Consider the following 12,969-nt stretch of genomic DNA (forward strand, 5'->3'; position numbering starts at 1 on the left):
GTTGTTGCACTAGGCCGTCTTGGCCAAGGCTGGTGGACGAGTTTTGTTGTTGCCCTTGGCTATTCGCCGGATCATCTCCCGGGTGGCCTTTTCCAGCACGCCTTGTGCGACGTCCGGGCGATCAGCTCGCGCGGCGCGCCGCACGGCAGAGGTGATGGTGATGCCCTCCCGGTAGCCGCTGACCACCCGAGGGTCCACGTAGGAACTGCGAGCCACCGCGGGTGTGTTGCCCAGTTCCTCGGAGACCTCCCGCATGACTGCGGCCTCGACCCGCTTGGCGACCCGCTGGGATACCGCCGGGTCCGCGTCCGCGAAGGCTGTGGCGGCCAGCACGGTGCCATGCCAGGTCCGGAGGTCTTTGACGCTGTAGCCGGAACCAACGAGCTCTTTGAACCGGGCATTGAGGTCGTCGCTGTGCACGTCGACCCATTCGGAGCCGTCGCGCCACATCAAAAATCGCCCGTTGCTGCAATCGGTCCTGCGTAACAGCGCGCGCACCGCACGCACCAACTCGGCGTTCTCGATCTCATACTGGCGCTGCACCCCGCTCTTGGCGGGGTAGTCGAAGGCCACCGAGTCGCGACGCAGCGTGACATGCTCACAGAGCAGGGTGGCCAGACCGTAGGATTCGTTCTCCTCGGCGTACTGCTCGCCGCCGGCGCGGAAGTAGCCCAGGTCGAGCAGGTGCAGGCCCAGGGCAAGCACCCGGTCGCGGGTCAGTCCGCGCCCGGCCAGGTCGCGGGCGATGCGCTCGCGCCAGGCCGGCAACTCCTTGGACAGCTCCAGCACCCGATCGAACTTCTCTTCCGCCCGTTCTTGCTGCCACCGCTGGTGGTAGAGGTACTGGCGCCGGCCCGCCGCGTCCGTGCCGACGGCCTGGATGTGTCCGTTGGCGTAGGGCGCGATCCACACCTTCTTCCACGCCGGCGGAATGACCAGGTCCTTGATGCGCTGCAACGCGTCGGCATCGGTCAACCGCTCCCCGTCGGGGCCGTAATAGGCGAACCCCTTGCCACGGCGTTTGCGCGTCAGCCCGGGCTTGGCTAAATCACTGCGGCGCAGCCGCATCGGCGTCCTCCGCTGTCCCCGACGTCACGTCGGCTGAACGGTGGATAACCCGCGCGGCCGGGGCTCACACCTGCCGGACGCGAGTTCGTAGCAGCAACGGAATCATTGCACCAGTTAGATGCGCAACGACCCGCCACTCCGTTGTGGCGGGTCGTTGCGTCTCGACCGGACAATCAGCCGGCCATGAATTCCTGGTAAGCCGATTCCAGGTTCGGCGGCAGGGCCGACACGTTGCACTGACGTTCGGTGTCGCCGATCGGCGCCAGAATGCCCCGCAGGTCGTAGTACTCGTTGGGGTGCGAGGTGAAGTAGCCGCGGAGGTTGGCGGCCGCTTCTCCGCGCGGCTGCCCGTACGCCGCGGTGACCACCTGGTTGGCACCCGGGTGGCCGGCGAGGTACTGCTCTGCCGCACCCCGCGCCGACATGACGGTGGAGTTGACGCCTTGAGGGCTGCAGTCAGGTGCCGCCGCGGCCGACGGCGCGCCGGCGATACCCATGGCGATTCCCCCGAGCAGACAACCGGCGCTGATACCGGCTACGCGGCGGCGAGCGACGATACTGCTGAATTTCATGATGTTTGTTCCTCCGAATGAGTGAACCGATCGTTGGGGTCCCGATCCCCTGAAATCCAAGGTAGCGAAATCGAAAACGGTTCAGCCGACGCTGTTTCCGGCCACCAAACGAATGCGGCAGGCGAATGCCGAAAATAATGTGACGCAAGAAACTCGAGGGACGAATTCAGGCGGGCAAACAACCGGAGAAATGCGGCAGCAGCGCGGAGACTCTTAGAGAACGCGGCGGTTTCTTATCAGATCGTGACCTGGTTTGTGACGGAACCGTTACCCGCGCGAGCCCTATCAGCGGTTGAGCTTGCCTTCCCGCGCACCGGTGAGGGCGTCGTCCAGCGTCGGATACAAGGGGAATGTCTTGTCCAGGCCGGTCAGGTGAATCGGCCTTCTGGTCGCCGGTCCGCGCGCCACCACACCGAACTCCGCCGCATCGCCGAGCTTCTCGTAGGTCGCCGCCAGGATCTTCAACCCCACCGAACCGAGGAATTCCACCGCGGACAGATCGATGATCAGCGCCGAGGGACCGTCCACCACCACGCCGCCGATAGCCTCCTCCAAGGCCGGTGCCGTGACCAGGTCAATTTCGCCACCGATGCTGAGTACGACGATGCCGTCATGGTCTGCGACCGTGGCGGTGATCGAATCAGGAGCTGACAACTGGCGATCCTTCAGTCCGGGCCTCACGAGTGAGCAAGTGTGCTGCAAGCCTAACCTGCCGTGCTTACCGCAAGTAGTGGAAGACCTCAAGAAGTCTCTCGATGTCGCTCAAGCTACTCTCCCCATAGCGGCCACTGGAGGGCTCGGAGGGGTTGGAGGGGCACATGTCAGATTTGCCGTCAGATTCCAGCAGCACCGGTAACAGCGTCTCCTCCGAAGGTTTGCTACCGCAGCTCGTTCAGCACCTCCGGCGAAATCGGACCGCGCTGCGCGAAGAATGGGCTCGCCGAATCACCGAGGCGGAACTGCTGACCGCGATGACCCCGGAGGAGATCTTCTCCGAGGCGACCGCCGTCTACGACAACTACGTGGAGGTGCTCGAGACCGGCAGCGTCGAGGCGCTGCAGGACTACGCGCGCGACCTCTCCGAACGCATCATCCCGCGGGGCGTGGAGACCGATGAGGTGCTGGGCATCGTGCTGCTGCTGCGCGACGTCCTGGCGCGCTCGCTGTTCGAGAAGTACCAGGCCGAATTCGACATGCTCAACCGGGTGCTGGACGCCTACGAGCCGGCCGCCAACCGCATCGCCAACACGGTGGGCGTCAGCTTCGTGCAGGAACGCGAACGCATCATCCGCCAGCAGCAGGAGGCCATCCGCGAGCTGTCCACGCCGGTATTGCAGGTCCGCGAACAGCTGCTGATCCTGCCGATCATCGGCGTGCTCGACAGCCAGCGTGCCCGGCAGGTCACCGAGCAGCTGCTGCGCGCAATCCGCGCCAACCGCGCCAAGGTGGTCGTCATCGATATCACCGGTGTGCCCACCATCGACTCAACGGTGGCCAACCACCTGGTGCAGACGGTCGACGCGTCGGGACTTATGGGCGCGAGTGTCATCATCACCGGCCTGTCCTCCGAGATCGCGCTGACCCTGGTGACCATCGGACTGGACCTGTCGAAGATGAATGCGGTAGGCGACCTGCAGGGCGGCATCGAAGAAGCCGAGCGTCTGCTCGGGTACGAAGTCACCCGCACCGGCGAGTAAGTCGGCGATCAGCCCATGCCCGTACCGATCCTGAAGCAGGGCGCGATCCTGATCGCGACCGTCCAGGCCGCTCTGACCGACTCCGACACCGAGCGGCTGCGCGAAGACCTGATGGAGCGGGTGAGCCGGTTCCGCGCTCAGGGGATCGTCGTCGACGTGACGGCCATCGACGTGATGGACTCGTTCGCGGCCCGGTCGCTGCGCACGATCGCGCACATGACCCGCTTGCGCGGGGCGACGACGGTGATCGTGGGTCTACAGCCGGAAGTGGCGTTCGCCATGGTGCAACTCGGCCTGGCCTTCGACGACATGAGCACCGCGCTGGACCTAGAAGAGGGCATATCGCTGCTCAACAAGCAGCTGGGGCTGGGGCTGGGCAAATCGATGATCGGGCGCGACGGTGGCGGGTGAGACCGTGGTCGCGATCAACACCTCCGACGACATCGTCGCCGCCCGCAAAGCCGGTCATCAGCTCGCCCTCGATCTGGGGTTCTCCCTGACCGACGTCACGATGATCGCCACCGCGATCTCCGAGATCGCCCGCAACATCACCAGCTATGCCGGCCACGGCGAGGTTCGCGTCGCCGTCGCCGATCGGGAGGGACGCAAGGCGCTGGTGGTACGGGCCGAAGACGAAGGCCCCGGCATCGCCGACATCGACCGCGCGATGGAAGACGGATACACCACCGGGCGCGGCCTGGGCATGGGACTGCCGGGAGCGCGGCGGCTGATGGACCGCCTGGTGGTCGAGTCCTCGCTGGGGCGCGGAACGGTCATCGAGATGTGGAAATGGGTTCCGGCCCGTGCCTGACCGCTCCCGGTCGGCGGGTCGGTTCGGTCCGATCGAGTGGGCGACGGCCAGTCGCCCCCGTCCGGGCGAGCAACTCTGCGGCGACCAGGCCGTCGCGGTGGACGTCGACGGCGGGGCCGCGTTGTTCGGTGTGCTGGACGGTCTGGGCCACGGACCGGCCGCTGCCGGCGCCGCGCTGGCGGGTGTCGAGGCGCTCGCGAACGCCAGGGGACAGCGGCTGGAAGTTCTGGTCGCGCTCTCCCACCGGGTGCTGACCGGCACCAGGGGCGCCGCGATGTCTTTGGCCCGCATCGATTTTCAGACCAGCCAGCTGAGCTGGACCGGGATCGGCAACGTCCGGGCGAACCTGGTGGCCAAGAGCGTCGGAGGAGTCCAGATCCGGTCCAGCGCCCGGCTGGTCGGCGGCATCGTCGGCTACCGAATCCCGGAAACCCGGCCCGCGCAGGTGGTTTCGATACGCACCGGCGATCTCTTGCTGATCACCAGCGACGGCATCTCTGACGACTACCTCGACCATCTCGACTTCGCGGCATCCGCCGCCGACATCGCCGAACAGGTTTTGGCGAAGCACGCCAAGGAAACCGACGACGCCATGGTGCTGGCCGCGCGTCACCGGGGTATCTCGACATGACGTACCCCGGCGAATTCCACGATCAGTACCGGGCCGCGCTGCGGACCTATCTGGAGACGCATAACGAGGAAATCCTGGCGGTCGGGCACGAACTCGGGCGCCGGGCACTGCAGGAACAGATCAGCATGCTCGACATCATCGAGAACACGTTCTGGCTGCTCGACGAACTCTCCAAGACCGACCCGGTCAACCGCGGCACCGCACTGGAATTCGTGCTGCAGACCCTGGCGCCCCTGGACGTCGCAACTCGCGGCTTCATCGACGGCACAAGGCGATACGCGGAGGAACGGGCTCGCGCCGAAGACCTCGCCGACCGCGACAGGTTCCGCACGGCACTGGTGAACTCGTTGCAGGAGGGATTCTTCGTCGCCGACGAGGACGGCACGGTCGTCGAAGTCAACAACGCATTCGCCGACATTCTCGGATACGGCGCCGACGGACTGCCGTATTCGTGGCCCCAGCCGTGGCTGGTGGACCGCGAAGGCACCTACGCCGAACAGCAGCGCGTCCGCGAACTGGGCAGTGCCGAGTACGAGATCCCGGTCCGTCACCAGGACGGACACCTGGCCTGGGTTGCGGTCAGCATCAACGCCGTTCGCGGGCCCGACGGCGGGCCGGACGTCTACGTCGGCACGATCCGGGACGTCACCGCGCGGCGGGCCTTCGCCGCCCGGGAAAGCGCGGTCATGCGCCTGGCCACCTCGGTGAGTGTCGCCAAGAGCGTGGCCGAGGTGATCGAGATCACCCTCGAGGAGAGCCGCGCCGCGGTCGACGTGCGCCGGGTGGTCGCGGTGATGTGGCCCTCGGGCGAGGGCGAACCGACTGTCGTGGTGGCGGGCGATCCTCCCGAATCCACCTGGCGCGCAATGAATCCCGATCTTCGAGAGATTTTCCAGGAAGCCCGCCATCAGCTCCCGCTGACTGCCAAGACGGTGGAGTGGGCGCAGGCTCCCGGCAAGGCCCGGGGCCTGGTCGCCATGCTCTCGGGTGCCGGCGACGTGGCCCTGTGGCTGGAACTCGCTTCACCACGCTGGGTCAGCGCCGAGGACAAGCTGCTGGTGACAATGCTGATCGGCCACCTGAGCCTGGCCATCCAGCACGTCCGGCAGTTCGAGGCCGCACGCGTGACGTCGCTGACGCTGCAGCGGGCGATGCTGCCGCCGATGCAGCCGCCCCCAGGCTTCGCGGTGCGGTACGAGCCGGCGGTCCCGCCCCTCGAGATCGGTGGTGACTGGTACGACGTGCTGCCGATCGACGAGACCCGCATCGGGATCGTCGTCGGCGACTGCGTTGGCCGGGGGTTGCCGGCCGCCGCGATCATGGGCCAGTTGCGCAGTTCCGCACGTGCTCTGCTGCTGACCGGGGCCAGGCCGGCGGTGCTGCTGGAGCAGCTCGACGCCGCCGCGTCGCTGATTCCGGACGCGTACTGCACGACGGTTTTCCTGGCGATCATCGACACCGAATCCGGCGTGCTCGAATACAGCAACGCCGGTCACATGCCGGCCGTGCTGGTCCGGACAGTGGCCGGGACGCCCACCGCGACGTTGCTGCTGACCGATGCCAGTTCGGTGCCACTTGCTGTGCGGCGCAATGAGACTCGGCCGCAGGCAGCCGAGCAGCTGACCGCGGGGGCGATGCTGATGTGGTTCACCGACGGCCTGGTCGAGCGCCGGCACGAGTCGATCGACGACGGGCTCGCTCGGGTCGCCGACGTGCTGACGGACACCGTCGGACTGCCCATCAGTGCCGTCGCAGACGCGGTGCTCGACCAACTGGCACCGGTGGGCGGTTACGACGACGACGTCGCGATGGTCGTGTACCGGCACCGGCTGGCCCCGTTGCGCATCGAGACCAAGGCGACCGCCGAGAACCTGGCGCCTATCCGGCGGGCGCTGACCTCGTGGCTCCGGGATGCCGACGTCTCGGAGCTGCTTTCCGCCGACATCGTCCTGGTGATAAGCGAGGCGTGCACCAACTGCGTCGAGCACGCCTACGAAGGGCACGAGCTCGGCACCATGCGGCTCGAGATGGAAGCCGCCGACGGGGAGATCCGAGCGCGGATCGCCGACTCGGGATCGTGGAAGCCGCCGGCGGCCGACCCGGGTAACGGGGGCCGGGGCCTGCCGCTCATGAGTGTCATGAGCGAGTCGATGCTCATCGACAACCGCCCCGACGGCACCACCATCGACATCGTCTTTCGTTTGCCTGACCGTTAGCGGGGTAAAACATCGTGGTGACTCACACGTCGATCACCGTTGAACCGGCCCTGCCGGCGGCACACGGTCCCCTGTCGACGGCTGTACGCCGCATCCTGACCACTCCGGCCTCGCGTGAACCGTCGGGCCGGATCGGAGCGTCGGTGCGAGACTCCGATCCCTACGGCCTGGACCTGCAGCTCGCGTTGTACATGTGCTACGAACTCCACTACCGCGGCTTTGCGTCGGTTGATCCGGGTTGGGAGTGGAATCCGGCCCTGTTGGGGCTGCGTGCGGAACTGGAGCGCGTCTTCCTGGCCGGCGTACGCCGCGACGTGGGACCCATCGATACCGGCCACTCAGCGGCCGCGGAAATGGACGCTCTGACGATCGAACCGCGCGATGGCTCCGGCCCGTCGTGGTACCTGCGGGACAGCGGGACCTGGGAGCAGATGCGGGAGTACTTCGTGCACCGCTCCCTTTACCACCTCAAAGAGGCGGACCCGCACGCATTCGCCATCCCCCGCCTACTCGGGACCGCCAAGGCGGCGTTCGTCGCCATCGAGTACGACGAGTACGGCGCCGGGCGGGGTCCGCACATGCACCAGCAGCTGTTCGCCGACCTGCTGGACGCGGCGGGCCTGGATTCGACCTATCTGGCTTATCTGGACGCGGTGCCGGCCGAGGCGCTGGCGGCGGTCAACCTGATGTCGCTGTTCGGGCTGCACCGGCGGCTGCGGGGCGCCGCGGTGGGGCACTTCGCGTCCACCGAGATCACTTCGCCACCAGGTTCGCGGCGGATGGTCGACGCGCTGCGGCGGATGCAGGCGCCGGAGGCGTGCGTGGCTTTCTACCGCGAACACGTGGAAGCGGACGCGGTACACGAGCACATTGTGCGAATCGACGTGGTGGGCGATCTGCTGGCCCGTGAACCTCACCTGGACAGCGACGTGGTGTTCGGGATTCGCGCGCACGCGGCGGTCGAGGACCGGCTGGCCGCGGTGCTCATGACGTCCTGGCAGCAGGGAAGGTCTTCGCTGCGGCGGCCGCTGTAGGCGGTATCAGCTTTCGGCGTTATCAGCTTTCGGCGTTGAGTAAGCGCTCGACTTTGGGGCCACGACATCTGCGGTGACTGGTGTCGCACAGCGGGTAGTCCTGGCTGCGCCGACAGGTGCACACGGCCACCATGAAACGATCGGATTCCACCACGTCCCCGCCAGGTGTCTCGATCCGCGCCGGGCCGGAGACCAGCACCGGCCCGTTCGGTATCACCTGTACGCGAGTCGTGCTCACGGTTTGTCTGCCCGGATCACCACGATCTGCTCCCTCCGGCAACCGCGCCCGATGCGACCGGTTTCCTCCAGCCATTGTGCTCGCGCCGTCAAGACCGGACCGAATGGGATCAGCTGTGATGCAACGACATCAGCCTTCAGTCCGGTGTCCCGCAGGGTTTGCAACGTCTGATCGACGCCGGCGAGAGCCGAGTGCACCAACAGCAGGGACCCTCCGTCAGCCAGCAACTCCGACGCCGAACCGCACAACGGGTCCAGCACCAGCCGGCCGTCCGGCCCGGCGTTGTATGCGCGGGACGGGCCCGCGATCGACGCTATCGCGCTCGTGTCATCGAGAGGCGGCGTCGGGACGTAAGGCGGATTCGACACGACGACGTCGTAGGGCCCGTGATCCAGGGCCTTAACCCAAGAACCCTGCCGCACATCGACATTCACACCGGCACCGGCGGCGTTACCGCGCGAGTAGCTGACGGCGGATGGGCAGATGTCATATGCGGTCACGCTGGCACAGGCCATTTCTGCCGCCGCGATCGCGACGAATCCTGATCCGGTGCACAGGTCGAGGACCCGTCGCCGGGGGATCAGACCTGTTCGTCGCATCGTGTCGACCAACAGGTAGGAGTCGTATTGGGGCTGGTAAACCCTTTCGGCGACCAGTGTTTCGACTGGCGCGGGGTATGTGGTCGTCACGGCAAGCCTTTCTCGACCCGTCGGAGGATTTCGCCGTGGCGATCACGGCTCGGCGTTTTTATGCCCTCAAAATGGGACGTTGAAACCGATTTCAGGGGTTTGTCGTTAACTGGACGAACCGGCAGACGCCTGAGCGAATTGCTGCAGAATCGTTGAACAAAAGGCCGACAAATCTTTTGGTGAGCGACTGGTGATCAGGTTGCCGTCAACCACTACTTCCTCGTCGACCACATTCGCTCCCGCATTGCGCAGGTCGGTGCGGATGCTCGGGTACGACGTCAGTGTGCGGCCGGTCACCACGCCCGCTTCCACCAGCGTCCACGGGCCATGACATATTGCGGCAACGGGTTTTCCGGACTCGACGAAGTCGCGCACGAACGAGACCGCGGACTCGTCCATTCGCAACTTGTCCGGGTTGACGGTGCCACCGGGCAGCACCAGCCCAACGTATTCCGCGGGTGAAGAATCCGACACCAAGCGGTCGACTTTGATGGTGCCGGCGGGTTCGAGATCGTGATTGCGGGCTTGGATTTCACCGTCTTTCAGCGACACGATGTCTATCTGTGCGCCGGCCTGTTGCAGTGCGTCACGCGGTTGCTCGAGTTCGATTTTCTCTACCCCGTCGGCCGCCAGGATGGCAATTTTTTTGCCGTCCAAAGTCATCGGAATCAGCTCCTTATGGATTCAGGACTACCTTGGTGCAGTTGTCCTGCTTGTGTTTGAAGATCTCGTATCCCTGGGGCGCCTGGTTCAGCGGCATGTGGTGGCTGATGATCGCGGTCGGGTCGATTTCACCGTTGCGGATCCGCTCGAGCAGTGGACGCATGTAGCGCTGCACGTGGCACTGTCCGGTCTTGATGGTCAACGAGCGATTCATCACCGCGCCGATCGGGAACTTGTCCATCATCCCGCCGTAGACGCCGACGATCGAGATGGTGCCGCCATTACGGCAACTCATCGCCGCTTCGCGAAGTGCATGCGGCCGTTCGGTTTCCAGCCTCGCGGCCTGCTTGACCCGGTCGTAGACGTCCACGACGGTCGTCCCGCTGCGGGCCTCCATGCCCACCGCGTCGATACAGTGATCCGGGCCGCGTCCGGCCGTCATTTCCCGCAGTTCTTCGAGCACCGACGTTTCGGCGAAGTTCAGCGGCGTCGCACCCAGTCGCTCGGCCAACTCCAGCCGGTACGGCACCTCGTCGATGACGATCACCTGTGACGCGCCGAGCAGGTTGGCGCTCACCGCCGCGAACAGTCCGACTGGACCCGCGCCCCACACGGCCACCACGTCACCAGGGGTGATATCGCACATTTCGGCAGCCATGTAACCCGTCGGCAGGATGTCGGAGAGAAACAGCGCCTGGTCGTCGGTCAGGTCGTCCGCGATCTTCAGCGGGCCGACGTCTGCGAACGGGACCCGCGCGTATTCGGCTTGCCCACCGGCGAATCCGCCCAGCATGTGGGAGTAGCCGAAAAGTCCCGCCGGGGAATGGCCCATCAATTTCTCGGCGATTCCCGCGTTGGGATTGGAATTCTCACACAGCGAATACAGGTCGCGGTCGCACGCCGAGCACGCCCCGCAGGCGATGGGAAACGGCACCACCACCCGGTCACCGACGGCGAGGTTGTCCACTCCCTTGCCGACTTCGACGACCTCACCCATGAATTCGTGTCCGAGGATGTCGCCCTGTTTGACGGTGGGGATGTAGCCGTCGTAGATGTGCAGATCCGAGCCGCAGATCGCGGTCGAGGTGACCCGCACGATTGCATCCCGGTCGTTCAGGATCTTGGGATCCGGAACCGATTGCACCTCAACGCTATTGCGTCCGGCCCAAATTGTAGCTTTCATCGTCGCACCACCTTGCCCGAGGGTTGGGCCGACTGCTGATGGAGTTGTCGCCGGGCGGCTGTGCCCTCCGGCGATCCGTCGGAACGCAGTATCTGACCCGTCTCCATGATCTGCTTGAAACGCCGCAGGTCGTCGTTGACCTGCTGCTCCGGGGACTCGCCCAGCAGCGTCGCCGCCGCCTTGCCCAGCGCACCGCCAGGCATCTGGTAGGCGAGCGTGACTCGCACCTCGGTGCCCTTGCCCGAGTGGTCAGGCGTGAATTCGACGCATCCGCTGTTCTCAATTCCGGAGCCCGGCAACGATTGCCAGGCGATCTTCTTGCCGGGCAGGTCTTCGACGATCTGCGCGTCCCACTGCACGGGCTGTCCGATCGGGGAGTTGGCGATCCAGTGTGACTGCCCGTCATCGCCTGTGGTGACGGATTGCAGGTGATACATGAAGTCGGGCAGGTTTTCCAGGTTCCGCCAGAACCCGTAAACGTATTCCGGACTTCGCATTACGGTGACCGCGGCACGCAACGTGCGGTGCCGCTGGCCGCCCGAGTGGCGGGCGGAGTCGCCGCGGCTGGTCCGCAGCGCGGCATAGAGGTCCGCCCCGCCGATCGCGGTGAGCGCGGCGGCGGTGACGATGCCGCGCCGCCGCCGGCCGGGTCCACGGCGGATGACTCCCGCGCCCAGGAACGCGACGTCGAGAACGTCACCTGCGACACGTGTCCACACCAGCTTGTCGGGACCGGCCAACAGCGCTGCGCCGTGGCCACATTCGCGCATGCCGAGGGAGCGGATGATGGTGCGGGATCGAGAGGTTTCGTCTACGCCGGCCAGTGTGGCGATCTTTCCGGGTGCCAGAATTTCGGACAGGCCCAAGCCCAAGCTGGCGACTCCCAGCCCTTTCACCAATGCCGCCGTTTTACTCGCTGCGGGATCGTTCATCAGCCAAACTCCTTGTGTCGCCGCATCGTTCCGGCGGTCGTCGGGTGGTGTCCAGGTACCCCCGCGTTAGTCGCCCAAACGTGGCCCCATACGCGACGGAAACTCAACTGGAAGCGCTGCGTAGCGCGTCCAGCAGTGGTTCGGCGGCTTCCTTCAGGAACTGCTCCTGGGATTCGCCGCCGATCTGGATGAGCGCGATATCGGTGAATCCGGCTTCCCAGTAGGACTTTGCGGCCTCGACAATCGCGTCCAGGTCCGGGCCGCAGGGAATGCTGTCGGCGACATCGTCGGGCCGCACGAACTGCGTAGCGCCGGCGAATCCCGCCGGCGTCGGCAGGTCGGCGTTGACCGTCCAGCCGCCGGCAAACCAGCGGAACTGGTCGTGCGCGCGAGCGATGGCCGCGTCGCGGTCGGGATCCCAGCACACCGGCAATTGCCCTACCACCCGGCCGGCGCCGGGCCAGCCGCCACTTTGGCGTGCGGTGCGCCAGGCGTCGACCAGCTCCTGGTCGGGTTCCACGGCGATCAGGTGGTCGGCCAGCTTGCCGAACTTCTCCACGCCCCTGGCGCCGGCCATTGCCACACCAATGCCGGGCGGCACCTCGGGTACGTCCCACAGGCGGGCGGAATCGACCTGGAAGTAGTCGCCGCGCCAGTCGACCAACTCGCCGCCGAACAGCTCGCGGATGATCTTGATGGCTTCGCGCAGCATGTCCTGACGGCGCTCGACCGTCGGCCAGCCCTTGCCGACCACGTGTTCGTTGAGATTCTCCCCACTGCCCAGTCCGAGGGTGAACCTGCCGTCGGAAAGGATCTGCACGGTGGCCGCCTGCTGCGCCACGATCGCGGGGTGGTAGCGCATCGTGGGGCAGGTCACGTACGAATACAGATCGACCCGTTCGGTGGCGTGCGCGACCGCCCCCAGCACCGCCCAGGCGTTGGGTGCGTGGCCTTGTGAGGCCAGCCACGGCGAGAAGTGATCGCTGCAGACCTCGAAGTCGAAGCCGCGTTGCTCTGCCGAAACAGCATCGCGCACAAGCTGTTTCGGACCCGCTTGCTCCGTCATCAAGGTATAACCGAACCGTGCCATGGCTGACGGGTACCCGGAAGGCAGCTGCGCAAACGGTGCAGACCACCTAGAAGGGTGGGGGTTCGTCGTCGGGTGGGCCGGTGGCGGTGGTGCGGGCGTGGTGGTTGGCGCGGCGTTCGGCGGCCACGCCCGCACCACCGCCACC

Annotated in this window: 15 protein-coding genes; 6 read left to right on the plus strand and 9 right to left on the minus strand. The window is 66.0% G+C overall.

The genetic code is table 11. The features are described from left to right. Positions 1 to 9: 9 nt before the first annotated feature. From AO501_RS15990 to AO501_RS16000, 3 genes are all read right to left on the minus strand, one after another. A complete protein-coding gene (locus tag AO501_RS15990) occupies positions 10 to 1,068 on the minus strand; it encodes a DNA topoisomerase IB (protein WP_055578635.1) in 1,059 nt (352 codons plus the stop codon). A gap of 173 nt (positions 1,069 to 1,241) precedes the next feature. Next, positions 1,242 to 1,640 carry a heme-binding protein gene (locus AO501_RS15995; protein WP_055578636.1) on the minus strand — a complete coding sequence of 133 codons (399 nt, stop codon included), beginning with the start codon at positions 1,638 to 1,640 and terminating at the stop codon, positions 1,242 to 1,244. A gap of 285 nt (positions 1,641 to 1,925) precedes the next feature. Beyond that, positions 1,926 to 2,294: an STAS domain-containing protein gene (locus tag AO501_RS16000; protein WP_055578654.1), complete on the minus strand. Its 369-nt coding sequence runs from the start codon at positions 2,292 to 2,294 to the stop codon at positions 1,926 to 1,928. 164 nt (positions 2,295 to 2,458) lie between these two features. On the opposite strand from AO501_RS16000, the gene AO501_RS16005 reads away from it, so the two are divergent. Genes AO501_RS16005 through AO501_RS16030 form a run of 6 tightly spaced genes read left to right on the plus strand, consistent with a single transcriptional unit; the run spans position 2,459 to position 8,029 of the window. After that, entirely contained in the window at positions 2,459 to 3,337 is an 879-nt protein-coding gene (locus AO501_RS16005) for an STAS domain-containing protein (protein ID WP_055578637.1), read from the plus strand. 15 nt (positions 3,338 to 3,352) lie between these two features. Then, positions 3,353 to 3,748, plus strand: coding sequence for an STAS domain-containing protein (locus AO501_RS16010; RefSeq protein ID WP_055578638.1), 396 nt, complete (start codon positions 3,353 to 3,355; stop codon positions 3,746 to 3,748). Next, positions 3,738 to 4,148, plus strand: coding sequence for an anti-sigma regulatory factor (locus AO501_RS16015; RefSeq protein ID WP_055578639.1), 411 nt, complete (start codon positions 3,738 to 3,740; stop codon positions 4,146 to 4,148). The genes AO501_RS16010 and AO501_RS16015 overlap by 11 nt, the downstream gene beginning before the upstream one ends. A gap of 31 nt (positions 4,149 to 4,179) precedes the next feature. Then, a complete protein-coding gene (locus AO501_RS16020) occupies positions 4,180 to 4,779 on the plus strand; it encodes a SpoIIE family protein phosphatase (RefSeq protein WP_055578655.1) in 600 nt (199 codons plus the stop codon). Continuing rightward, complete coding sequence (locus AO501_RS16025; RefSeq protein WP_055578640.1) at positions 4,776 to 6,995, plus strand: SpoIIE family protein phosphatase; 2,220 nt, start codon at positions 4,776 to 4,778, stop codon at positions 6,993 to 6,995. Before AO501_RS16020 ends, AO501_RS16025 begins: the two co-directional genes overlap by 4 nt. Positions 6,996 to 7,012: 17 nt before the next feature. Continuing rightward, entirely contained in the window at positions 7,013 to 8,029 is a 1,017-nt protein-coding gene (locus AO501_RS16030; protein WP_055578656.1) for an iron-containing redox enzyme family protein, read from the plus strand. A gap of 22 nt (positions 8,030 to 8,051) precedes the next feature. Here the strand turns inward: AO501_RS16030 and AO501_RS35905 are convergent, their stop codons facing one another. From AO501_RS35905 to AO501_RS16060, 6 genes are all read right to left on the minus strand, one after another. Further along, positions 8,052 to 8,267, minus strand: coding sequence for a CDGSH iron-sulfur domain-containing protein (locus AO501_RS35905; RefSeq protein ID WP_231752513.1), 216 nt, complete (start codon positions 8,265 to 8,267; stop codon positions 8,052 to 8,054). Then, positions 8,264 to 8,956 (minus strand): HemK2/MTQ2 family protein methyltransferase, encoded by a 693-nt coding sequence (locus tag AO501_RS16040; protein ID WP_055578641.1) that lies wholly within the window; start codon positions 8,954 to 8,956, stop codon positions 8,264 to 8,266. The genes AO501_RS35905 and AO501_RS16040 overlap by 4 nt, the downstream gene beginning before the upstream one ends. Before the next feature lie 105 nt (positions 8,957 to 9,061). Then, positions 9,062 to 9,619, minus strand: coding sequence for a type 1 glutamine amidotransferase domain-containing protein (locus tag AO501_RS16045; protein WP_055578642.1), 558 nt, complete (start codon positions 9,617 to 9,619; stop codon positions 9,062 to 9,064). Positions 9,620 to 9,632: 13 nt separating this feature from the next. Next, entirely contained in the window at positions 9,633 to 10,802 is a 1,170-nt protein-coding gene (locus AO501_RS16050; protein WP_055578643.1) for a zinc-dependent alcohol dehydrogenase, read from the minus strand. Further along, positions 10,799 to 11,734 (minus strand): SRPBCC family protein, encoded by a 936-nt coding sequence (locus AO501_RS16055; RefSeq protein WP_055578644.1) that lies wholly within the window; start codon positions 11,732 to 11,734, stop codon positions 10,799 to 10,801. Before AO501_RS16055 ends, AO501_RS16050 begins: the two co-directional genes overlap by 4 nt. A 103-nt stretch (positions 11,735 to 11,837) precedes the next feature. After that, on the minus strand, positions 11,838 to 12,824 hold the full coding sequence (locus AO501_RS16060) for an LLM class F420-dependent oxidoreductase (RefSeq protein ID WP_055578645.1): 987 nt from the start codon (positions 12,822 to 12,824) through the stop codon (positions 11,838 to 11,840). Between the last annotated feature and the right edge of the window lie 145 nt (positions 12,825 to 12,969).

The organism is Mycobacterium gordonae, from assembly GCF_001417955.2.
GTDB lineage: Bacteria > Actinomycetota > Actinomycetes > Mycobacteriales > Mycobacteriaceae > Mycobacterium > Mycobacterium gordonae_B.

Bases quoted from the DNA above. Each gene is read 5' to 3' on its own strand.
- AO501_RS15990 (WP_055578635.1), bottom strand. From the start codon at position 1,068: ATGCGGCTGCGCCGCAGTGATTTAGCCAAGCCCGGGCTGACGCGCAAA.
- AO501_RS15995 (WP_055578636.1), bottom strand. From the start codon at position 1,640: ATGAAATTCAGCAGTATCGTCGCTCGCCGCCGCGTAGCCGGTATCAGC.
- AO501_RS16005 (WP_055578637.1), top strand. From the start codon at position 2,459: ATGTCAGATTTGCCGTCAGATTCCAGCAGCACCGGTAACAGCGTCTCC.
- AO501_RS16010 (WP_055578638.1), top strand. From the start codon at position 3,353: ATGCCCGTACCGATCCTGAAGCAGGGCGCGATCCTGATCGCGACCGTC.
- AO501_RS16025 (WP_055578640.1), top strand. From the start codon at position 4,776: ATGACGTACCCCGGCGAATTCCACGATCAGTACCGGGCCGCGCTGCGG.
- AO501_RS16045 (WP_055578642.1), bottom strand. From the start codon at position 9,619: ATGACTTTGGACGGCAAAAAAATTGCCATCCTGGCGGCCGACGGGGTA.
- AO501_RS16050 (WP_055578643.1), bottom strand. From the start codon at position 10,802: ATGAAAGCTACAATTTGGGCCGGACGCAATAGCGTTGAGGTGCAATCG.
- AO501_RS16055 (WP_055578644.1), bottom strand. From the start codon at position 11,734: ATGAACGATCCCGCAGCGAGTAAAACGGCGGCATTGGTGAAAGGGCTG.
- AO501_RS16060 (WP_055578645.1), bottom strand. From the start codon at position 12,824: ATGGCACGGTTCGGTTATACCTTGATGACGGAGCAAGCGGGTCCGAAA.